The 21,851-nt window shown below is 72.5% G+C and carries 16 protein-coding genes and 2 pseudogenes; 12 read left to right on the forward strand and 6 right to left on the reverse strand.

What is annotated here, in order from left to right; all coding sequences use genetic code 11:
• Positions 1-132 precede the first annotated feature (132 nt).
• Together ACZ7MX_RS10585 and ACZ7MX_RS10590 are read left to right on the forward strand one after the other, a co-directional pair.
• On the forward strand, positions 133-1,089 hold the full coding sequence (locus tag ACZ7MX_RS10585) for an ROK family protein (RefSeq protein WP_472131175.1): 957 nt from the start codon (positions 133-135) through the stop codon (positions 1,087-1,089).
• Positions 1,090-1,225: 136 nt separating this feature from the next.
• Positions 1,226-3,376, forward strand: coding sequence for a serine/threonine-protein kinase (locus ACZ7MX_RS10590; protein WP_472131176.1), 2,151 nt, complete (start codon positions 1,226-1,228; stop codon positions 3,374-3,376).
• Positions 3,377-3,472: 96 nt separating this feature from the next.
• Here the strand turns inward: ACZ7MX_RS10590 and ACZ7MX_RS10595 are convergent, their stop codons facing one another.
• Positions 3,473-5,533, reverse strand: a complete 2,061-nt coding sequence (locus tag ACZ7MX_RS10595; protein ID WP_472131177.1) for an NPCBM/NEW2 domain-containing protein — start codon at positions 5,531-5,533, stop codon at positions 3,473-3,475.
• Between the two features lie 269 nt (positions 5,534-5,802).
• On the opposite strand from ACZ7MX_RS10595, the gene ACZ7MX_RS10600 reads away from it, so the two are divergent.
• The 4 genes from ACZ7MX_RS10600 to ACZ7MX_RS10615 all read left to right on the forward strand — a co-directional run bounded on the left by ACZ7MX_RS10600 (position 5,803) and on the right by ACZ7MX_RS10615 (position 10,220).
• Positions 5,803-7,059 carry an ABC transporter substrate-binding protein gene (locus tag ACZ7MX_RS10600; RefSeq protein ID WP_472131373.1) on the forward strand — a complete coding sequence of 419 codons (1,257 nt, stop codon included), beginning with the start codon at positions 5,803-5,805 and terminating at the stop codon, positions 7,057-7,059.
• Positions 7,060-7,114: 55 nt separating this feature from the next.
• A complete protein-coding gene (locus tag ACZ7MX_RS10605) occupies positions 7,115-8,026 on the forward strand; it encodes a carbohydrate ABC transporter permease (protein ID WP_472131178.1) in 912 nt (303 codons plus the stop codon).
• Complete coding sequence (locus ACZ7MX_RS10610; RefSeq protein WP_472131179.1) at positions 8,023-8,922, forward strand: carbohydrate ABC transporter permease; 900 nt, start codon at positions 8,023-8,025, stop codon at positions 8,920-8,922. The genes ACZ7MX_RS10605 and ACZ7MX_RS10610 overlap by 4 nt, the downstream gene beginning before the upstream one ends.
• 266 nt (positions 8,923-9,188) lie before the next feature.
• A complete protein-coding gene (locus tag ACZ7MX_RS10615) occupies positions 9,189-10,220 on the forward strand; it encodes an NUDIX hydrolase (RefSeq protein ID WP_472131180.1) in 1,032 nt (343 codons plus the stop codon).
• A gap of 414 nt (positions 10,221-10,634) precedes the next feature.
• Here the strand turns inward: ACZ7MX_RS10615 and ACZ7MX_RS10620 are convergent, their stop codons facing one another.
• Positions 10,635-11,993 carry a M20/M25/M40 family metallo-hydrolase gene (locus tag ACZ7MX_RS10620; protein WP_472131181.1) on the reverse strand — a complete coding sequence of 453 codons (1,359 nt, stop codon included), beginning with the start codon at positions 11,991-11,993 and terminating at the stop codon, positions 10,635-10,637.
• Positions 11,994-12,194: 201 nt separating this feature from the next.
• On the opposite strand from ACZ7MX_RS10620, the gene ACZ7MX_RS10625 reads away from it, so the two are divergent.
• The 3 genes and pseudogenes from ACZ7MX_RS10625 to ACZ7MX_RS10635 all read left to right on the forward strand — a co-directional run bounded on the left by ACZ7MX_RS10625 (position 12,195) and on the right by ACZ7MX_RS10635 (position 15,778).
• A complete protein-coding gene (locus tag ACZ7MX_RS10625; protein WP_472131182.1) occupies positions 12,195-13,400 on the forward strand; it encodes a geranylgeranyl reductase family protein in 1,206 nt (401 codons plus the stop codon).
• Between the two features lie 186 nt (positions 13,401-13,586).
• Positions 13,587-14,828 (forward strand): annotated as a pseudogene (locus ACZ7MX_RS10630) (sensor histidine kinase); the annotation flags it as partial.
• A gap of 284 nt (positions 14,829-15,112) precedes the next feature.
• A complete protein-coding gene (locus ACZ7MX_RS10635; RefSeq protein ID WP_472131183.1) occupies positions 15,113-15,778 on the forward strand; it encodes a response regulator transcription factor in 666 nt (221 codons plus the stop codon).
• Here the strand turns inward: ACZ7MX_RS10635 and ACZ7MX_RS10640 are convergent.
• The 3 genes from ACZ7MX_RS10640 to ACZ7MX_RS10650 form a co-directional block, all read right to left on the reverse strand.
• On the reverse strand, positions 15,739-16,056 hold the full coding sequence (locus ACZ7MX_RS10640; protein WP_472131184.1) for a DUF6332 family protein: 318 nt from the start codon (positions 16,054-16,056) through the stop codon (positions 15,739-15,741). The genes ACZ7MX_RS10635 and ACZ7MX_RS10640 overlap by 40 nt on opposite strands.
• A 67-nt stretch (positions 16,057-16,123) precedes the next feature.
• The gene (locus ACZ7MX_RS10645; RefSeq protein WP_472131185.1) at positions 16,124-16,912 is read right to left on the reverse strand and encodes a maleylpyruvate isomerase family mycothiol-dependent enzyme; all 789 of its coding nucleotides are present in this window, start codon (positions 16,910-16,912) and stop codon (positions 16,124-16,126) included.
• 306 nt (positions 16,913-17,218) lie between these two features.
• Positions 17,219-18,208: a helix-turn-helix transcriptional regulator gene (locus ACZ7MX_RS10650; protein WP_472131186.1), complete on the reverse strand. Its 990-nt coding sequence runs from the start codon at positions 18,206-18,208 to the stop codon at positions 17,219-17,221.
• 93 nt (positions 18,209-18,301) lie between these two features.
• Between ACZ7MX_RS10650 and ACZ7MX_RS10655 the strand changes: the two genes are divergently transcribed.
• Positions 18,302-18,700, forward strand: a complete 399-nt coding sequence (locus ACZ7MX_RS10655; RefSeq protein WP_472131187.1) for a VOC family protein — start codon at positions 18,302-18,304, stop codon at positions 18,698-18,700.
• Between the two features lie 49 nt (positions 18,701-18,749).
• Positions 18,750-19,018, forward strand: a pseudogene (locus ACZ7MX_RS10660) (helix-turn-helix domain-containing protein); the annotation flags it as partial.
• Positions 19,019-19,161: 143 nt separating this feature from the next.
• Here ACZ7MX_RS10660 and ACZ7MX_RS10665 read toward each other — a convergent pair.
• Complete coding sequence (locus ACZ7MX_RS10665) at positions 19,162-20,424, reverse strand: MFS transporter (RefSeq protein WP_472131188.1); 1,263 nt, start codon at positions 20,422-20,424, stop codon at positions 19,162-19,164.
• Between the two features lie 17 nt (positions 20,425-20,441).
• On the opposite strand from ACZ7MX_RS10665, the gene ACZ7MX_RS10670 reads away from it, so the two are divergent.
• On the forward strand, positions 20,442-21,662 hold the full coding sequence (locus tag ACZ7MX_RS10670; RefSeq protein WP_472131189.1) for an ROK family protein: 1,221 nt from the start codon (positions 20,442-20,444) through the stop codon (positions 21,660-21,662).
• Positions 21,663-21,851: the final 189 nt, after the last annotated feature.

The following is a 21,851-nucleotide window of genomic DNA, read 5'->3' on the forward strand; positions in this document are numbered from 1 at the left end:
CTGTTTCTCTCGGCGCCTGGGTGTGGCGTCGAGCATAGCCTCTAGACAACGTTGTCAAACGAGGGAAGACTGGCGTTCTCAACGCCGGGCCGGCAGCCCCGGCCCCCGGGCCCACCAGGAGATTCCACACCGATGCAGACGGACCTCAGCGCAGCGCTGGACATTGGCGGCACGAAGATCGCCGGCGCTCTGGTGGACGCCCGCGGCAGACTGCTCGTCCGGGCCGCCCGGCCCACCCCGGCCGACCAGGACGGGGCGACGGTGATGCGTGCGGTGGCCGAGGTGGTCGGCGAGCTGTCCGCGGCCCCTGACTGGGGCCGGGTGGCGGCGGTCGGCATCGGCAGCGCCGGCCCGGTGAACGCCCGGGCCGGCACGGTCAGCCCGGTCAACATCCCCGGCTGGCGCGACTTCCCGCTCGTCGCCGGCGTACGGGCGCTCGTCGGCGGGCGCCCGGTCGTGCTGGTCGGCGACGGCGTCGCGATGACCGCGGCCGAACACTGGCAGGGCGCCGCGCGGGGGCACGCCAATGCGCTGTGCATGGTGGTCTCCACCGGAGTCGGCGGCGGTCTGGTCCTCAACGGGCAGCTGCACCCCGGCCCCACGGGCAATGCCGGCCACATCGGCCACATCAGCGTCGACCTCGACGGCGACCCCTGCCCCTGCGGCGGCCGGGGCTGTGTCGAGCGCATCGCCAGCGGCCCGAACATCGCCCGCCGCGCCCTGGCCAACGGCTGGCGTCCGGGCCCCGGCGGGGATGCCAGCGCAGCCGCCGTCGCCGCGTCCGCACGGGCGGGTGACGAGGTCGCCCTACGCTCCTTCGAGCGGGCCGCGCAGGCGCTGGCCGCCGGAATCGCCGCCACCGCCACGCTCGTCGAGATCGACATAGCGGTCATCGGCGGGGGAGTCGCGGGCGCCGGAGAGATCCTGTTCGCCCCCCTGCGCTCGGCCCTGCGGGAGTACGCGACGCTGTCGTTCGTCGCCGACCTGACCGTCGTACCTGCCCAAATGGGCACCGACGCCGGGCTGGTGGGCGCCGCCGCTGCCGCCGCGCAACAGTCCCGTCTCGATGCCTTCGCCGCCGCACCCTGACGCCACCACAGGCCCCCGCGCGCCCCTTAGTCTGGTGCCGACCGCGCCGCACGACGACGTGCCGGCGGCCGTGCGCCGGCACGTGTGAGGTGCCCGGTGTGCGGAACGGACCTGGGTACCGAGGGGATTGGCGACGGTGACATCGGGGGAGCGGGAGCAGCGCGGGCCGGACGAGGTAACGGGGGCGGGTGGGGCACAGGGCGCGGAGGGGGCGAACGTCCCCGGGGAGCCAGGCGGAGCCCCGTCGCAGGACACGGATGACGGCCCGGCTGCGGCCGCACCGGACAGTCCGGCCGGCGGCGCACCTGGTGCACCCCGCGCCGCCGGGGCGAGCGGTCCCCGGCGCGGCACCGACGACGATCTGACCGGACGGCTGCTCGGCGGCCGCTACCGCGTCACCGACCGGATCGGCCGCGGCGGTATGGGAGTGGTCTGCCGGGCCGTGGACGAGGTGCTGGGCCGCGAGGTCGCGGTCAAGGTGCTGCGCGCCTATACGGACGCCTCCGCGCCGGAGCTCGCCGATCTGCGCACCCGTATGCAGCGCGAGGCGCGCGCTGCGGCCCGGATCCGGCATTCCGGTGTGATCACGGTCCACGACGTCATCGACGAGGACGGCCGGCCGGTCATCGTCATGGAGCTGGTGGACGGCCCGTCGCTGGACGACGCCGTGGCGGAGCGCGGCCCGCTCGACCCGCGGGAGATCGCCCGGATCGGCGCCCAGGTGATGGACGCCCTGGACGCCGCCCACCAGGTGGGCGTGCTGCACCGCGATGTGAAGCCGGGCAATGTGCTGCTCGACCGTACCGGCCGGGTGGTGCTCACCGACTTCGGCATCGCCAGCATCGAGGCCCCGGGCGACGGCGCGACCACGAACCTCACCCGCAGCGGCGAACTCGTCGGCTCCCTCGACTACTTGCCCCCGGAGCGGGCGCAGGGCCTGGACCCCACCTCGGCCTGCGACATCTGGTCGCTGGGCATGACGCTCTACGCGGCGGTCGAGGGCGGCGGCGCGCCGTTCCGCCGTACGTCGGTGTGGTCCACGCTCACCGCGATCGTGACCGAGGCGCTGCCCGAACCGCGCCGGGCCGGTCCGCTGACGCCCGTGCTGCACGCCCTGATGGCCAAGAACCCGGCCGACCGGCCGTCCGCCGCGGCGGCCCGGAGCATGCTGCGGGCGGTGGCCGAGGGACGGGACCCCGCGCCCGCCCCGGCACCCGGCGCACCGCATCTGCCCACCGCGACCGACCTGCGGCCGCTCACCCCGCCGCCCCCGCCGCAGCAACTCCCGCCACCGCCGCAGCCCCAGACCCGGGCCCAGGGGCACAACCACCCCCAGCCCCAGGGCCCCACCCAGGCACTCCCCCACCCCCACACCCCGCCCCCGGCCACCGCCCAGCAGCCCGGCTTTTCCTACGCGACCCCCGGGGCGGCCGCCGATCCGCCCGGTGTGGCGGCCGGCCCCACCGTGGACAGCACGGGCGCCCACCCGTACCCGGCGAACCCCGGCGAGCGGGACACCGAGCGGCTGCCCGCGCGGCGTCGCGGTCGGGTGGCGCTGGCCGTGGCGGCGGTGCTGGCCGTGCTCGCCGCCGGTGGCGGGGTGACGTACGCACTGGTCGGCGGCGGTCCGAGCGATACGGTCGCGGACCGCGGCCGGCAGTCGCCTGAACCGGCGCCGACGCCCGGCGGGCCCGGCGCACCCAGCACGGCCACCGACAAGGACGACGCCCGGGGCAAGGGAGAGGGGAAGGCACGGGACGCGGGGGCGGACGGCGGGGCGGGCGCGTCGTCGTCCGCGACCGGTCGGCCCACGGACGGTGCGACGTCCAAGGGCAAGGACACCAAGCCCGGTGGAACGGGCGGGAGTTCGGGCGGCGACGGGAGCGGCGGAGCGGACGGCGGCCATGACGGCAGCGGTGGCGGCAGCGGCTCGGGCGGGACGCACGGCGGTGACTCCGGGAGCGGTGGCACCGCAGGCAGCGGCGGCGACCCGACCCCGGCACCGACGTCCTGTGTGTCCATCGGGGGCGGGAAGACCAACTGCGACGTCTGGCGCACCGCGCATTCCTACACCGCCTCGTTCCAGCAGGTCGGCACGGTGAACATGGGCACCAACTACTTCTACTGCCAGGCGAAGCTGGGCCGCCGCGAGACCTACGGGAAGTGGACGAACGTCTGGTGGGCCAGGACGGACGACGACAGCGGCAACACGGGGGTCTACCTCAGTGTCGTCTACCTCAAGGGCGGGGCGAACGACCAGCCCGTCCCCGGGCTGCCGGTCTGCTGACGGCCGTTCGCACAGCGCGGAGGGCGGGCGGGACCCGGTGGCAGTGCCCGGGAACCCGCCCGCCCGCGAGTGCGGGTCAAGCGTTCAACTGCCGTATCAGCAGCTGAACTTGGCGTCCGCCCAGTCGGCGTGGTCGTAGTCGATGCCGTCCCCGCCGTCGGTGACGACGAGGCGGACGGTCTCGGCCCCGGCGACCGCGGCGGACAGCGTCCGGGCGGCGTCGGTGCCGGTCACGGTCCCGCTCGCGGCGACCCGTTTGCCGTCCGCCCAGACCTCGAAGCCGGCCGAACCCCGGTCACCGGCCTCGTCGTCGATCCCGACCTGGGCGCTGAACGCCGAGCACTTCCGGCCGGTGTAGAAGGTGACGTCGCTGGCCGCATGGACGCCCAGGCCCTTGGCGAAGCCGGTGCCGCCGATCCGGAGCGGGCCGCCGTCCCCGGCCGCGCTCTCCCCGACGCTGGTGTTCCGCTCGACCGGGCCCCAGCCGTTGGCGGCGGTCAGCCAGGGGAGTTCGGCGGCGTACGCGGTCCCGGCGGGCGGCGGGACCACGATGTGGGCGGTGCCGGGCAGGCTGGTGGTGACCCGTTCGCCGCGTGGTGAGCGATAGTCGGCGGTCAGCGGCAGGTCGTACGCGCCGGGGGCGGCGCCGGCCGGTGCGGCGATCCGCCAGGTGGTGGTGAGGGCCCGGCCGCCGGGCAGCGCTCGGGCGGTGGCGGGGGAGACGGCGGTGGCGTGCCAGCCCTGCGGGGCCTTGAGTGTCACGGTGAGGTTCCGGGCGGGGGTGCCGCCCAGGTTGCGGACGGTGGAGCGGATGTCCGTGGTCGCTCCGGCCTCGACCAGGGGCGTGTGGTCGGTGCCGGTCTCGACGGCCGGCGGGTAGGTCGCCCAGTTCTTGTCGGCGGCGACCCGGTAGACGGTGGTGCCGTGCGCGGGGACGGTGGCGGCGATGGCGCCCGTGGTGTGGGTGTCGCGGTGCTGCCACAGGTCGCGCAGCCGGTAGCCGGCGGCCTGGGGGAGGCCGGCGGCCCGGGCGGTGGTGGCGATCCGCTGCGGCCGGTCGGTCTCGTTGAAGAGCGCCACCGCCCGTTCGCCGCCGGCGAGTTGCTTGACCAGGGTCCAGCGGCCGGACTCGGACGCCAGCACGGTGGCCTGCTTGCCCAGGGCGTCCTGGTCGAGCGCGATGACGTCCTTGTTGGCCAGGATCTCGAACGTCTCCGGGCCGGCCTTGCGCAGATCGGAGCCGATCAGCAGCGGTGCGGCCATCATCGCCCAGAGGGAGAAGTGGCTGCGGTACTCGGTGTCCGTCATCCCGCCGTTGCCGACCTCCAGCATGTCCGGGTCGTTCCAGTGTCCCGGGCCGGCGTACGGCGCCAGCGGCAGGTTCTGCCGGGCGATCGCCAGCATGCTCGACCAGGAGTCACTGATGTCGCCGGTCGTGCGCCACAGGTGTCCTACGTCCGACGCCCACTCCCAGGGCTTGTTCTCGCCCCATTCGCAGATGCTGTAGACGATGGGCCGTCCGGTGGCCCGCAGCGCGTCCCGCATCGCGCGGTACCGCTGCTGGGCGTCCACGCCCTGGTTATTGCAGTTGTCGTACTTGAGGTAGTCCACGCCCCAGTCGGCGAACTGCTGGGCGTCGGACTTCTCGTGTCCGAGGCCGCCGGGGAATCCGGCGGAATTGCAGGTCTTGGTGCCGGCGCTGGTATAGATGCCGAACTTCAGGCCCTTGGAGTGCACATAGTCGGCGACCGCCTTGATGCCGTGCGGGAATCGGCGGGGGTCCGGTACGAGCTTGCCGTTGCCGTCGCGCGCGGGCAGCGCCCAGCAATCGTCGAGATTGACGTACTGATATCCCGCGTCCTTGAGTCCCTTGGCGAGGAAGAGGTCGGCGATGCCCTTGACCATGTCCTCGCTGAACTCGGCGCGGCAGTGCGTGGAGTTCCAGTTGTTGAAGCCCATCGGGGGCGTCTTGGCGAGCCCGTCGGGGAGCCGCGGGGCGGCGTGTGCGGGGGCGGCCGGTGCCGCGCCGGGGTTGCCCGGGGTACGGGCCGCGGCGGGCGGCGCGGTCGCGCCCGCCGCACAGAGCAGGGCGAGGGACAGCGCTCCGACGATTCGTCGGTGGCCCGTCCGGCGGATGGAGCGGATAGGAACGCGCATGGTTCGCGTCCTCCGTCTTCGCGAGAGGTGGGGTGAGGTCGGGTACCTGCCACTGGCGAGTGCTTACGGTAGAGCTTGTTGGAGTCTGTTGGAAGAGGAGCGGTAACGGTTGATGCTCTGCCTGCCAAAACTCTTGACGTGCCCAGCAGTTCAGAGTGAGATCCCACCACTCGCGTTCGTTTCTGTTTGGTTCCACCCCTGAGGAGGGGGCCATGGCTCAGTCACCGTGCAGCGGTTCGGAGGCGTACGGGGAAGCGGCAGGACGTCGGATGTCCCGCCGGACGCTGCTGAGGGGCGCCGCGTTCGGCGCCGGGGCGGTGGCCCTGCCGGCCCTGCTCACCGCCTGCGACAGCGGTCCCAGCGGCATCACGGTGGGGTCCAACGCCTCGGACGCCGTACCGAAGAAGGCCTTCGCCGCGGCCTTCACGGCGTACGAGAAGAAGTCCAGGAAGACGGTGAAGGTCAACACCGTCAATCACGAGAACTTCCAGGAGAACATCAACCGCTATCTCCAGGGGAGTCCGGACGACGTCTTCATGTGGTTCGCCGGGAACCGCATGCAGTACTTCGCGCAGAAGGGTCTGCTCTCCGACATCAGCGATCTGTGGCGGCACTTCGACGGATTCACCGACGCGCTGAAGAAGCAGTCGACGGGACGGGACGGCAAGCAGTATCTCGTGCCGTACTACTACTATCCCTGGGCCGTCTTCCACCGTAAGAGCGTGTTCCGGGAAAGGGGTTACGAGATACCCCGGACCTTCGACGAATACCGGGCGCTCGCCAAGAAGATGCACAAGGACGGGTTGGTGCCGTTCGCCTTCGGTGACAAGGACGGCTGGCCGGCGATGGGCACCTTCGACTACCTCAACATGCGCGCGAACGGCTACGACTTCCACCTCGCGCTGATGAGCGGCGAGAAATCCTGGAACAGCCCGCAGGTCAAGCAGGTCTTCGACCTGTGGCGCGGGCTCATGCCCTATCACCAGAAAGGCGCCAACGGCCGCACCTGGCAGGAGGCCGCGCAGACGCTCGCACAGAAGAAGGCCGGCATGACCGTCCTCGGACTTCCCCACCCCGGGCAGCAGTTCAGCGCCGCCGACCGTCCGGATCTGGATTTCTTCCCCTTCCCGGAAATCGACCCGGCGCACGGCCAGGACGCGGTCGAGGCACCGATCGACGGATTCCTGATGTCGCGCAAGGCCAAGGACAAGGACGGCGCCAGAGACCTGCTGAAGTTCCTCGCCACCCCGCAGGCGGAGAACACCTACCTCACGTACGACCCCAACAACATCGCGGTCAACAGCGGCGCGGATACGGGCTCGTACACCGCGCTGCAGAAGAAGGCCGTGCACCTCGTCGCCGGCGCCAAGCAGATCTCGCAGTTCATGGACCGCGACACCCGGCCCGATTTTGCCTCGACCGTGATGATCCAGGCGATCCAGCAGTTCCTCAACAATCCGGAGGACATCGACGGCCTGGTCAACGACATCGAGCGCCAGAAGAAGCAGATCTTCGCCACCGGATGAGCCCCGGTCACCGACGAATCGACCTGCCGCGAGAAATGACGGGGAGCGAACCGCCGTGGTGAAAACCCGTGCCCGGCACGCCGGAAGACCGGGGCCGCGGCGGCACACCCGCCGCGACCTCGCCGTCCTCGGCGCCCTGCTGGGCCTGCCGATCCTGCTCGATCTCGCCCTGATCTGGGGCCCGACACTGGCCTCCGTCGGACTGTCCTTCACCACCTGGGACGGCATCGGCGACCTCAAATGGGCCGGCCTGGAAAACTACCGGAACCTCTTCACCGACTATCCGCCCTTCTGGCCCGCGGTCCGCCACAATCTGCTGTGGCTGGCATTCCTCGGCCTGCTCGCCGCCCCCTTCGGACTGCTGCTCGCCGTCCTCATCGACCGCGGCGTCCGCTTCAGCCGCTTCTACCAGTCCACCCTGTACATGCCGGTGGTGCTGTCGCTCGCCGTCGTCGGCTTCATCGCCCAGCTCATCCTCTCCCGGGACCAGGGCGCACTCAACGCCGTACTCGGCGGGAAGAATCCCACCGACTGGCTGGGAGATCCCGACCGCAACATCTGGATGGTTCTGCTGGCGGCCTGCTGGCGGCACACCGGATACGTCATGATTCTCTATCTCGCCGGCCTGAAATCCGTCGACCCCGGCCTCAAAGAGGCCGCCGCCATCGACGGCGCGAACGAACGGCAGGCATTCTTCCGGGTCGTACTCCCCACCCTGCGGCCGGTGAACGTCATCGTCGGCGTCATCACCGTCATCGAATCGCTGCGCGCCTTCGACATCGTCTACGCCGTCAACAAGGGCCGCAACGGCCTGGAACTGCTGTCCGTGCTCGTCACCGACAACATCATCGGGGAGGCCGGCCGGATCGGCTTCGGCTCCGCCATCGCCGTCGTCCTGCTCCTCGTGTCGCTCGGATTCATCGTGACCTATCTCGTCCAGGAACTCCGAGGGGAGCAGCAGCGATGACCGTATCGACCGCCCCGCTTCCGGTGCCCACGCGTCATCGCCCGGCCCGCCGCGGCCGGTTCGGCGTGCACCTCTTCCTCACCGCCGTTTCGCTGGCCTTCCTCGCCCCCCTGCTGCTGGCCGTCTACGCCTCCCTGCGGCCCTACGAAGAGACCGCGCAGTACGGCTATTTCTCCCTCCCGCGCCATCTTTCCTTCGCCTATTACCGTCAGGCATTCGTCGACTCCGGAATGAGCAAGTACTTCCTGAACTCGCTCGTCATCGCCGTCCCCGGAGTCCTGCTCACCCTCTTCCTCGCATCGTTCGTGGCGTTCGCCGTCTCCCGGCTCCGGATCCGCGGCGGCACGGTCCTGCTGATGGTTTTCACCGCCGGGAACCTGCTGCCCCAGCAAGTGCTCGTCACCCCGCTCTACGTCCTCTTCAACAAGATCCCGCTGCCGTACTGGATGTCCGATTCGATGACGCTCTACGATTCTCTCTGGGCCGTCATCGCCGTGCAGATCGCCTTCCAGCTCGGATTCTGCGTCTTCGTCCTGGCGAACTTCATGCGCACCCTGCCACGGGAAATCCTCGAAGCCGCGATCGTCGACGGCGCCGGCGTCTGGACGCAGTACCGACAGGTCACCCTCCCGCTGTGCCGGCCCGCACTCGCCGCACTCGGCACCCTGCAATTCACCTGGATGTACAACGACTTCCTGTGGGGCCTGGTCTTCCTTTCGGACGGCGACAAACTGCCGGTCACCTCCGCCCTCAACAACCTGCGCGGCCAGTTCTTCACGGACTACAACCTGCTCGCCGCGGGCTCCGTCCTCGTCGCCCTCCCCACCGTCCTGGTCTTCCTCCTCCTGCAACGGCATTTCATCGCCGGCCTGACCCTCGGGGCGAGCAAGGGCTGACCGCCGTGCGCGCCGCCGGAGCCGGGCACGATGCGCCCCCGTCATATGCGGATTCCGGCGCTTCCGCGCAGGTACGCGCACCGGGTGTGCGGGTGAGGGTTTCGGTGCTGGAGGGGCGGGGGAGCGCTTGTTTGCCGGGGCCTCCCCGGCCGGACCGGCGGTCGAACAGGCCGCGCTCCCGGCCGTGCGCGCGGCCCGTGACCCCGAGCGTTTCCGTGGCAGGGTGTTGCGGGCAACTCACCTGGGTCTAGGGAAGAGGGGAAACCGTGATCGTCTGGCTGAACGGCACGTTCGGTGCGGGCAAGACCACAGCGGCTCATGAACTGCTCGACCTGCTTCCCGGAAGCACGCTCTACGACCCCGAACTCCTCGGCAACGGCCTGCGGCTGATGCTGCCGGCCAAGCGCTTCGAGGAGGTCGACGACTACCAGGACCTGCCGTCCTGGCGGCGCATGGTGGTCGACACCGCGGCGGCGCTGCTCACCGAGGTCCCCGGCCCGCTGGTCACCCCCATGACGCTGCTGCGGCAGGAATACCGCGATGAGATCTTCGGCGCCCTCGCCGCCCGCCGGATACCCGTACGGCACGTTCTCCTCCATGCGGAGGAAACGATCCTGCGCACGCGGATAGCGCACCGGGAGGAAACGCCGGGAGACGACGCGGCCAATGCGTCCGTCCGCCGCTGGTGCCTGGCGCACCTCGGCCCGTACGCCGATGCGCTGCCCTGGCTGACGACCGACGCCCACGTCGTCGACACCACCCGGCTGACACCCCGGCAGACCGCCGAACGCGTCGCCGAGGCGCTCCGCACCGGCGCCGGCGCCTGCGACATCGTGCAGACCCCCGAACCGACCGCCGAGACCCTCGCCGCCGGCGTCCTGCTCTTCGACGACCAGGACCGGGTGCTGCTGGTCGACCCCACCTACAAGGCGGGCTGGGAATTCCCCGGCGGCATCGTGGAACGCGGCGAGGCCCCCACCCACGCCGGCGTCCGCGAGGTCGCCGAGGAACTCGGCATCGAACTCCCGCGTGCGCTCCGCCTGTTGGTGCTCGACTGGGAGGCGCCCCGCCCGCCCGGCTACGGCGGCCTGCGGCTGCTCTACGACGGCGGCATGCTGAGCGACGACCGGATCAGCAAACTGCTGCTGCCCGACGCGGAACTGCGCGCCTGGCGCTTCGTCACCGAGGCCGAGGCGGAGACCATGCTCCCCCCGGTCCGCTGGAACCGCCTCCGCTGGGCACTGCGCGCCCGGGAAAAGGGGCACCCACTCCACTTGGAGGCGGGCGTTCCCGTCTGATCCGGGGCGGCGACGCGGTGATGGCTCGCCTTCGGGCGGGATTCCCGTAGGGGAGGGTCGAACAGATCCCGTAGGGGTCACGAGCGCCCCTTGCAGGGCCTCAACCCCACGGGTGGGGGAGGTATTCCCGACACCCACCCACGACGCGAGGCACACCCAAAACGACGACGCCCACCCCCACCGACCTCAAACCCCCCACTCCCGGGAGGGGACAGACCGGAGGACGAAGTCCGTAGGGCTGTCACCGCCCCCGCCACACAAACGCCCGCCGCTGGGGGTACCTCCCACGCCCTTTGGGCAGTGGGGGAGCAACGGCGAGAAGCAACCGCGGCGGGACAGCCAGGTACGTGGGGGGCGCCGCCAAGCGCAACGGCGAGCAACCCCCACGGCGGGACAGCCAAGTACGTACGGGGCTCAGCCAAGGGCGGCGTACCGCCGGAGGAACAACGCCTCCGCCAAGGAGAGCCGCTCCAGTTCCTCCGGCGACACGCTCTCGTTCACCGCGTGGATCTGGGCCTCCGGCTCGCTCAGCCCGATGAGGAGGATCTCCGCGTCGGGGTACAGACCGGCCAGGGTGTTGCACAGCGGGATGGAGCCACCCATACCCGATGTTTGCATCTCCGCGCCGTCGTAGGCATCCCGCAGCGCCGCCGCCATCGAGGCGTACGCCGGGCTGCTGGTGTCCGCGCGGAACGGCTGGCCCTGGCCGACCTGCTCCACCGCCACCCGTGCGCCCCACGGCGCGGCGTTCTCCAGATGCGCCGCCAGCAGCTTCGTGGCCGCCGCCGCGTCCGTGCCCGGCGGGACCCGCAGGCTCACCAGGGCCCGCGCCCCGGCCTGTACGGACGGGGTGGCGCCGACCACCGGCGGGCAGTCGATGCCCAGCACCGTGACGGCCGGGCGGGCCCAGATCCGGTCCGCGACCGACCCGTTGCCGATCAGCTCCACGCCGTCCAGGACCTTGGCGTCCCGGCGGAACTTCTCCTCCGGATACTGCAGGCCCTCCCAGCTCGCGTCGCCGGCCAGCCCGTTCACCGTCGTGGAACCGTCCTCGGCGCGCAACGAGTCCAGGATCCGGATCAGCGCCGCCAGCGCGTCCGGGGCCGCACCGCCGAACTGTCCGGAGTGCAGATTGCCCTCCAGGGTGTCGACCTGGACGCGCACCAGGGTCATCCCGCGCAGCGTCGCGGTCACCGTCGGCAGCCCGACCCGGAAGTTCCCCGTGTCACCGATGACGACCGCGTCCGCGGCCAGCAGCTCCGGGTGCGCCTCGGCGTACCGCTCCAGCCCGCCGGTGCCCTGCTCCTCGGAACCCTCCACGATCACCTTGACGTTGACCGGGACCCCGCCGTGCTCCTTCAGCGCGCGCAGCGCCGTCAGATGCATGATCAGCCCGCCCTTGCAGTCCGCGGCGCCGCGGCCGTACCAGCGGCCGTCCCGCTCGGTCAGCTCGAACGGCGGGGAGACCCAGGCGGCCTCGTCCAGCGGCGGCTGCACGTCGTAGTGGGCGTAGAGCAGGACGGTCTTCGCGCCCTCGGGGCCGGGCAGATAGCCGTAGACGGATCGGGTGCCGTCCGGGGTGTCGAGCAGCGCCACGTCCTGGAAACCGTCCGCCCGCAGCGCCGCGGCGATCCACTCGGCGGCCGCCTCGCACTCGCTCGGGGGGAACTGGGCCGGATCGGCCACCGACTTGAAGGCCACGAGCTCCGCCAGTTCGGTCCTGGCACGGGGCTGCAGCGCGGCGACGGTCTGCGCGAGCGGGCTGTCGGACATGAACGCTCCTTGTGGGCGCGGCGTGTGGGGACCGGCCGCCCGGCCTCGTGAGCCGGCCGGGCCGGACGCAGGGCACGGCTTCCCGTAGGGGCCCTGCGGGTGTGCATTCCACCGATCTTCCCACAGGCCCCGTGCGCAACAGCGGCCCGTAGGATGCGAGGGCGGTACGCAGCCAGGCATCGAACGGGAGCAGAAGCACAGGTGAGCAGCGATCGGGCAGCGGAGGGCAACCAGCAGGTGTGGGACGTCGTGGTGGTGGGGGCGGGGCCGGCGGGCGCCTCGGCCGCACACGCCGCGGCCTGTACGGGGCGCCGGGTGCTCCTCCTGGAGAAGGCCGAGCTGCCGCGCTACAAAACCTGCGGCGGCGGCATCATCGGCCCCTCGCGCGACTCCCTCCCGCCCGGCTTCGACCTGCCGCTGCGCGATCGCGTGCACGCCGTGACGTTCTCGCTGAACGGCCGGCTGAGCCGCACCCGCCGCTCCAAGCACATGCTTTTCGGACTGATCAACCGGCCGGAATTCGACGCCCGGCTGGTCGAGTCGGCCAAGGACGCCGGCGCCACGGTCCGTACGGGCGTCACGGTCTCCCGGGTCGAGCAGCACGGCGCCTCGGTCCCGGACCGCCGCACGGTCGCGGTGGTGCTGGGTGACGGGGAGGTGGTGCTGGCGCGCGCCGTAGTGGGCGCGGACGGCAGCGCCGGCCGGATAGGAGCACACGTCGGGGTCAAGCTCGACCAGGTCGACCTCGGGCTGGAGGCGGAGATTCCGGTGCCCGAGCCGGTCGCCGAGGACTGGGCCGGCCGGGTGCTCATCGACTGGGGTCCGCTCCCCGGCAGCTACGGCTGGGTCTTCCCCAAGGGCGACACGCTCACCGTCGGCGTCATCTCGGCGCGCGGCGAGGGCGCGGCGACCAAGCGGTACCTGGAGGACTTCATCGGCCGGCTGGGCCTGGCGGGCTTCGAGCCGAGCATCTCCTCGGGCCATCTGACCCGCTGCCGCGCCGAGGACTCGCCGCTCTCCCGCGGCCGGGTGCTGGTGTGCGGCGACGCGGCCGGCCTGCTGGAGCCGTGGACCCGGGAGGGCATCTCGTTCGCCCTGCGGTCCGGGCGGCTCGCGGGGGAGTGGGCGGTCCGGGTCGCGGAGGCCCACGATGCGGTCGACGCCCGTCGCCAGGCGCTCAATTACGCCTTCGCGATCAAGGCGGGCCTCGGGGTGGAGATGGGCGTGGGCCGGCGCATGCTCCAGGTCTTCTCCCGCCGCCCCGGCATGATGCACGCCGCGGTCACCGGCTTCCGCCCGGCCTGGCACGCGTTCGCGAAGATCACCCGCGGGACGACCACCCTCGCCGAGATGATCCGCACGAACGGCATGGCCCGCCGCGCCCTGGAGGCGCTGGACCGGGGATGAGGGGGCGGCCGGCGTGGGAGCGCCGCGCGCCGGACCGAGGGGGAGGGCGAGCCGGGGGAGGGGGCTGAGTGGGTGTGCCGGGGGTCCGCCGCGTCGCTCGCCGGCTCGTCGTACTCCCGTGGGAGTACGACCGGTCACCGCGTCCGGCTGACGACGTCGCGCCCCGCCACGGTCTAGCGTTGCGGCATGGAGAACGCACGGCCGCCGTGGGCGCGGCGCTGCCTCGGCCCGGTGTGGGAGCGGTGGCTGTCGGCCCCGCCCGCCCCCGGGCACGACCGTCCGGCCGCCCGGCTGCCCTGGCTGTCGACGCTGGCGGTGACCGTCTTCGTCACCGTCGGCTCCGGCTTCGCCGCGCACCAGCAGCCGGACCGTGCCCCGCTGGACGCACTCGGACGCGCGCTCCTGGTCGTCGGCGCGGTCCTGTTGCTGTTCCGGCATCGCGCCCCGCGCACCGTCGCGCTCGGCGCGGCCGCGACCACCGCGGCCTACCTCGCCGCCGGCTACCCCTACGGGCCGGTCTTCCTCACACTCGCCCTCGGTGCCTTCGCCGCACTTGTCGCCGGACACCGCGCGGTCGCCTGGTGCGCGCTGGGCGGGGTGTGGGCCACCCATCTCCTCGTCACCCACTGGCTGTACCGCTGGCTGCCGCCCCCGCACGACGGCCCCGCCCCCTGGAGCGACGAACTCTTCGTCACTGCCTGGGTGGTGGCCGTGGTGGCCCTCTCCGAACTGGTCCGCGTACGCCGCGAGCAGCTCGCCAGGGCCCGGGCCGAGCGGGCCGCCGCGGAACGCCGCCGGGCCGACGAGGAACGGCTGCGGATCGCCCGCGAGCTGCACGACGTCCTCGCCCACAGCATCTCCGTCATCAACGTTCAGGCAGGGGTCGGCCTGGCCCTGCTGGACCAGGATCCGGAGCAGGCGCGCACCGCACTGACCACCATCAAGGCGGCGAGCAAGGAAGCGCTCGGCGAGGTCCGTCAGGTCCTCGACACCCTGCGTACCCGGGGTGCCGCGCCGCGCTCCCCGGCGCCCGGGCTGGACCGGCTGCCCGAACTCACCGAGCAGGCCCGGCGCGCCGGACTCGCCGTGGCCGTCACCACCGAGGGCACCCCGCGCCCGCTGCCGCCCGGCACCGGCCTCGCGGCCTTCCGCATCGTCCAGGAGGCGTTCACCAACATCGTCCGGCATTCCGGTTCCCGCACCGCCCGGCTACGGCTCCGTTACGCGCCCGGGGAACTGGACATCCGGGTCGACGACGACGGCCCGGCGACCTCCACGACAGGCGAGCCGGCCGGCGGCGGCAACGGGCTGGTGGGAATGCGGGAGCGGGCCGCGGCACTCGGCGGCACCGTCGAGGCCGGCCCGCGCCGGGACGGCGGCTTCCGCATCCGCGCCCGCATCCCCCTGACCGCCGCTGCGGCCGAGGAACCGCCCGATACCGTGCCCCCGTCCCCGTCCCCGGCCTCCTCCCCGTCTCCGTCCCCTGCCCCGGAGTCGGCCCCGTTCTCGTCTCCGGCCCCTGCCCCCGCCCCTGCCCCGGAGTCGGCCCCAGCCCCTTCCCCTGCGCCTGTCCCGGAGTCACACCCGGCCTCTGCCCCGGCCTCTGCCCCGGCCCCGTCACCGGCTCCCGAGTCGGCCCCCGCCACGAATCCACACCCCGCCAGCACGCCGGCCCCGGCACAGGAATCGGCCCCCGCCACCGAGGAGGAGTCGTGATCCGCGTACTGCTCGCCGACGATCAGTTGCTGGTCCGGGCCGGCTTCAAGGTGCTGCTGGACGCCCAGCCCGGCATCGAGGTGGTCGCCGAGGCCGACGACGGGCAGCAGGCGGTGGCCGCGGTCCGCGAACACCGCCCGGACGTCGTCCTGATGGACATCCGCATGCCGGTGCTCGACGGGCTGGCCGCCACCCGGCGGATCACCGGGGACCCGCAACTGGCAGACGTCAGGGTGGTCATGCTGACCACCTTCGAGCTGGACGAGTACGTCTTCGAGGCGATCCGCTCGGGCGCCTCCGGCTTTCTGGTCAAGGACACCGAACCGGACGAACTGCTGCGGGCCGTGCGTGCCGTCGTGGCCGGTGACGCACTGCTCTCGCCCGGGGTCACCCGGCGGCTGATCGCGGAGTTCGCGGCCCGCTCCAAGGAACCGGCCGCCGCCGACGCGCTGTCCGCCCTGACGGAGCGGGAGCGCGAGGTGATGGCACTGGTCGGCATCGGCCTCTCCAACGAGGAGATCGCCCGCCGCCTGGTCGTCAGCCCGCTGACCGCCAAGACCCACGTCAGCCGCACCATGGTCAAACTGGGCGCCCGCGACCGGGCCCAACTCGTCGTGCTGGCCTACGAGTCCGGGCTGGTGCGGCCCGGCTGGCTGGGCTGATCGGGCCCCCACACGACGTCCCGGACGCTCGGCCGTCCGCCGGACGCGACGTAGGGCCGGCGCAAGACCCGCACCACCCGGACGGCGAACAGCACACCGCCGACCACGGCGCTGACCGTGAGCCACGGCCCCTTCCATCCGCCAGGCAGGCCGGCCCACAACACCGCACTGCCCAGCACCAGGAATCCGGCGACTCCCAGAAATCCGCCGCTGACCAGCGCGAACATGATCTCGACGGTGATCGCGTCACGCTCGGCGCGGCTACGGCTGGGCGACATACCGTCCCGCTCTCACCTCAGGCATACAGCCCCGCTTTCACCTCAGACATACCGTCCCGCTCCCCTCTCAGATGCCCCCCTTCGCACGCCACAGCTCGGCCAGGGCCTGCTCGCCCGTGACCGTGAGGGCGTCCCACGGCAGGCGGTTCCACAGGGCGAGGTACAGCTCCTCGGCGGGGCCCTCGATCGTGCAGTCGGCGGGCTTCACGTCGGCCGTCGGCTGGTCCACCGGGGTGCCGGGAGTCGGGGCCGGCGCCGGGGTCGTACGGATCGCGCGCGGCGGCGCGTCGGAGAGGTGGACGGTCCAGTCGGCGCCGGGCACGTCCGTCGCGCGCACCCGGACGGTCCGCGGGATGTCGGCGCGCAGCTTGCTGCGCTCCAGGGAGTGCAGGCCCGTGAGGAGTTCGTCCACTCCGTCGGCGGCGAAGGCGGACGGCAGGGGGGTGAGGGAGGCGGCTGCCGCCTGCTGGGCGTCGACGCGGTGCACCGAAGTCTCGTGGGCCTGCCGGCGGGCCCAGAACGCCAGCGGCGAGTCCGTCGGCAATATCGTCCAGGCCGTCAGGTCCCGCGGGGCGCCGTGCAGCGCCAGGACGAGCTGGTGGTGGCCCTCGCGGAGCCAGGGCACGAGTGCGTCGTCGGTCAGATCCGGTGCCTCAGCGGGCCGGATGGGCTGCTGCAGCCCCTGCGTCACTATCTCCGTCGCCCAGCGGTGGACCCGGCCCACATGGACGACCAGGTCCCGCATCCGCCACTCGGGGCAGGCCGGAATGGCCGCGTCCAGGCCAGCTTCCTGGGCGGCGTCGGCGAGCAGACCGCCGTCCAGACGCAGCGTTTCGACGAACTCAGTGATCTCCATGCCCACGAGTGTGCCAGCCGCCACTGACAACGGACCGGCGCGGGTCCACCGCAGCCAGAAGGGCGTGCGGGCGCGCTGCGTGGACCACGCCCGCAACGCCCGGCCGGGGCGGCGCCCGCCGGCCGGTATCGGCCCGCCCACCGCCCGGGGGCGAGGACCGGAGATCCAGGGGGCCAGGGGCCAAAGGGACCAGGGGACCAGCGACCAAAGGGGCCCGGCGACCAGGGGACTCACCCCTGGCGGCCCGATCGGTGCGCCCGTCGCGGCCCCCTGGCTGTGCCCTCTCCTGACATTGGTTCCTCGCTGTCAGGCTCGGCGGGCACAGGACGTGAGGCGCTCGGCGAGCGCGATGACGAGGTCGCGGAGTTCGTCGGGGCGCTCGATGACGAACGGCCGGTCGAGTGCGGCGAGTACCGGAGGCAACCAGTCGAGCCGCTCCGCCCGCAGCTCGACGCGCAGCCAGCGCTCGGCCGCCCGGTCCTCGCCGGCCGCGGACTCGTGCTCCTCCAGGCTCGCGACGCCGGCCGGAAGGTGGGCGCGGATCTCCTCAACCGTCCCGTGGATCCGCAAGATCACCTCATGCCGGTACTCGGCCGTGGCGAACCCTGACAACACGCGCTGCGCCGGACCGGGACCCACTGGCGCTTCGAACGAGCCGGGCAGGGTCCGCGCGTCTGCGATGCGATCGAGCCGGAAGGTCCGGTCCTCGGCGATCTGGGCGTCCTTGCCCGTGACGTACCACCGGCCCGCATGGGCGACGATCCCGTACGCGTGCAGCGTGCGTTCGCTGCGCCGTCCGTCACGGTCGGTGTAGCGGATCGAGACCGGTCGGTGGTGGCGCACCGCATCGGCGATCGTGAGCAGGACCCCGGCGTCCGGGGTGTCGAACTCCCCGGGCTGGTCCGTGAAGGCGAGAGCTGCCAGGAGGGTGTCGAGCCGACGGGCGATGTGTTTGGGCAGCACCCGCCGGATCTTCGCCGATGCCGTCTCGCTTGCCGTGCGCTCCGTCGTCGTCAACCCTGCTCGGCGGCCCGCGACCAGGCCGAGCAGCACGGCCAGCGCCTCGTCGTCGCTGAGCATGAGCGGAGGCAAGCGGTACCCGGGGGCGAGCCGGTACCCGCCGTAGCGGCCGCGCACCGATTCCACGGGTACGTCGAGGTCGATCAGCTGGCCCACATACCGGCGCACGGTGCGCCCTTCGACGCCGAGCCGGTCGGAGAGTTCGGCCACCGTCCGGGTGCCGCCCGACTGCAGCAGCTCCAGGAGTGTCAGCACGCGGCCGGTGGGTCGAGGCATGTCCGCAGCCTAACGCGAATATAGGACCGATTCTGTCCACTATTTCTCCTAGCCTGCGACGTGCCCGACTCCAGCACAGCCAAGGAGATTCCCATGAACTTCGTCTCGATCCGCATCATCACCAGCGACGTAGCGCGCCTCGTCGAGTTCTACGAGCGAGCCACAGGGGCGCGGGCGACGTGGGCCACCGAGGACTTCGCCGAACTCAAGACCGCGGGCGCCACCCTCGCGATCGGCAGCACCCGCACCGTCCCGCTGTTCGCCCCGGGCTCTGCCCGCCCGGCGGACAACCACAGCGTGATCACCGAGTTCCTCGTCGACGACGTGGACAGCGTTTACGAGAACCTGACCGGCTTCGTCACCGACGTCGTCAAGGAGCCCACCACGATGCCCTGGGGCAACCGCTCGCTGCTGTTCCGCGACCCCGACGGCAACCTCGTCAACTTCTTCACCCCCGTCACCCCGGAGGCCATCGAAAAGTTCGCACGCTGACGCCACGCACAGCCGCTCACGCGGGAGCCCTGAGGTCCCAGGGCTCCCGGTGAACGCGGCCGCGGAGTCCAAAAGCGCCACCAGCAGGGGACATCGGAACGCACCGCTGACCCCCGAAGGACGTCTGCGCCTCTGCGGATCGACGCCGGACGACCGATCGCGCACGTCGCTGCGGGAGCCGGGATCTCCCGCCGCTGCCTGGCCAAGTGGTACGCCCGCCGGCGCGCGCACGGCGAGAACGGACTGCTCGACCACTCCTCCCGCCCCGCCACCGGTCCCGCCCGCACCCCCGAGCACACCGCCGACCTGGTGGAGGCGCTGCGGCGGCCGACCGCCCATCAGCCGGACCGCCGGGAGCGACTACCGGATCGTCTTCGACCGACCGCCCGAACCACTCGCGGACGTCCCGCAGCAGCTCACCTCCGAGGACTTCGTGTCACCAAGGTCCCGAGACGCCACACCTAGCGACCCGCGTGGTGCGCCCGTCGTGTCGTGTGGGCGATGCCCGCCGCGACCGCGGCGAGCAGGGCGACCGTCGTGAGGGCGACCGGCAGCGTGCTGGTCTCGGCGAGGAACCCGATGGCGGGCGGGCCGAGCAGCATGCCGCCGTAGCCGACCGTGGAGGCCACCGCGACCCCGTGGGACCCGCCGGCCTCACCGGCCCGGGCGATGGCGATGGGGAAGATGTTGGCGAGCCCGATCCCGGCGACGGCGAAGCCGAGGCAGGCCGCCCAGGCGGTGGGGGCGAGCGCGCCGAGCAGCATGCCGGCGGCCGCCGTCGTACCGCCCGCGATCAGCGACCGGGCGGCCCCGAACCGCTGCACCACCGCGGTCCCCGACAGCCGCCCCGCGGTCATCGCCAGCGCGAACACCGCGTAGCCGGCCGCCGCGAGCCCCGGCCCGGCGGACAGGTCCTGGGAGAGGTGCAGCGCACCCCAGTCGGCCATCGCGCCCTCCCCGTAGGCGGTGCAGAGGGCGATCAGTCCGAAGACGAGGACGAGACGGCGCCCGCGGGACGGGCCGGCGTTCTGCGGGCGGTCCGCGGACGCCGGCAGCCGTTCGGGGACGACGGGGGCCGGGTGGGTGTGCAGGACGCGCCCCGCAACCGCCGTCACCAGCAGGCCGATCACGGCGAGCAGCAGCAGGTGCACGGTGGGGGAGAGGCGTCCCGCGATCAGGCCTCCCAGGCCCGCACCGAGCATGCCGCCCAGGCTGAAGGCCGCGTGGAAGCTCGGCATCACCGGGCGGCGCAGCGCCTCGATCAGGTCGACGGCGGCACTGTTCATCGCGACGTTGAGCGAACCGTAGGCGGCGCCGAAGACCAGCAGGACGAGCCCCAGAGCGGTCGCCGAGTGGGTGAGCGGCGGGAGCACGATGCTCAGCGCCATGGCGGCCCCGGAGGCGGTCGTCACGGCATGGCTGCCGAACCGGCGGCACAGGCGCCCGGTCAGCATCATGAAGGCGACCGCGCCCGCCGACACGCCGAGCAGGGCGAGCCCGAGCGCGCCGGCGCCGGCGCCGGTCTGCTGCTTGATCGCGGGGATCCGCACGACCCAGCCGGCGAACAGGAAGCCGTCCATGGCGAAGAATGCGGTGAGGGCGAGCCGCAGTCGGGCCAGGGCGGTGCGGGACGGATCGGAGGGGGACGGGGTCAGGTGTCGATCGGCGGGGACGGGGCCGTGGTGCTTCGTCCAGGCCCACCGTATTTTGTTTAGCGTCGGCACAAAGTCAGAATAGGGGGGTGACCCAGATTCGGACAACCAGGTTGGAGCGGGGCCGTGGCGCCCTCGGACCCGCACTGGAGCTCGTACACACCGGACGCGCGCCCACCCGTGCCGTGCTGACCTCGGAACTCGGCGTGACCCGCGCGACCGCGGGCGCGGTGGCCGCCGAGCTCGAAGCGCTCGGATTGATCACCGTCGACTCCCGGCCGACCGCCTCCGCCGGCTCCCAAGGGCGCCCGTCCCACCGGCTGTTCGTCAACGAGAACGGCCCGGTGGTGCTCGCCGCGCAGATCCACGCCGACGGGTACCGGGTCGCCCTGGTCGGCCTCGGCGGGCGCATCGTGGCGACGACGAGCGGCTGCGGCACCATCCCCGCCGATCCGGCCCTCGTCCTCGCCGAGGCCGTCGCGGCCGGCTCGGAACTGCTGCGCGAGACCGGGCGGCGCTGCCTGGGCGCCGGGTTGGCGGTGCCGTCCGCCGTCGCGGAACCGGATGGTGAGGCCCTCAACCCACTGCACCTCGCCTGGCCTTCGGGCGCACCGGTACGCGCCCTCTTCCTCCAGGCGCTCGCCGATGCCGGCATCCCCGGCGTCACCGAGGCGATCGGTTTCACCGGTAACGACGTCAACCTCATGGCGCTCGCCGAGCACCGGCACGGCGCCGGCCGGGGCGCCCGGGACCTGCTCTGCGTGGCCTCCGGCCACCGGGGCGTCGGCGGGGCGCTGGTGCTCGACGGGCGGCTGCACAGCGGCAGTTCGGGGCTGGCGCTGGAGGTCGGCCATCTGACCGTCAACCCCGAGGGCGCGCCCTGCCACTGCGGCAGCCGAGGCTGCCTGGACGTCGAGGCCGACCCGCTGGCCTTCCTCGTCGCGGCCGGCCGTGAACCGGGCCCCGAGGTCTCGCTGCTCCGGCAGGCCGCCGACCTGCTGCGGGACGAATACGCCGACCCGGGCGTACGCGCCGCCGCCGACCTCCTCGTCGACCGGCTCGGCCTCGGGATCGCCGGGCTCGTCAACATCCTCAACCCCGACCGCATCATCCTCGGCGGGCTGCACCGCTCCCTGCTGGAGGCCGACCCGGAGCGGCTGCGCGCGGTGGTCGCCGACCGCAGCCTGTGGGGCCGCAGCGGCGGCGTACCGATCCTGCCGTGCAGCCTCGACCACAACAGCCTGGTGGGCGCGGCGGAGTTGGCCTGGCAGCCGGTGCTGGACGATCCGCTGGTGGTGCTGGAGCGGTAGCGATCGCCGCATCGCAACGGCGGCGATCCCGGCACGGTCGCGATCCTCGCAGCGGTTGAGGCCCCCGGTAGAGCTGGCGGTCTTCGCGGGGGTCGGGGGGTCCGGAACCGTCGTGCGGGCCGCGGCGCGGGAGTGGACCACTACACCCGCCCACCCCCGAAGGGGGGTGGGCGGCGGGGAAAGATGAAC

It is taken from the genome of Streptomyces sp. NPDC107765 (assembly GCF_055657085.1).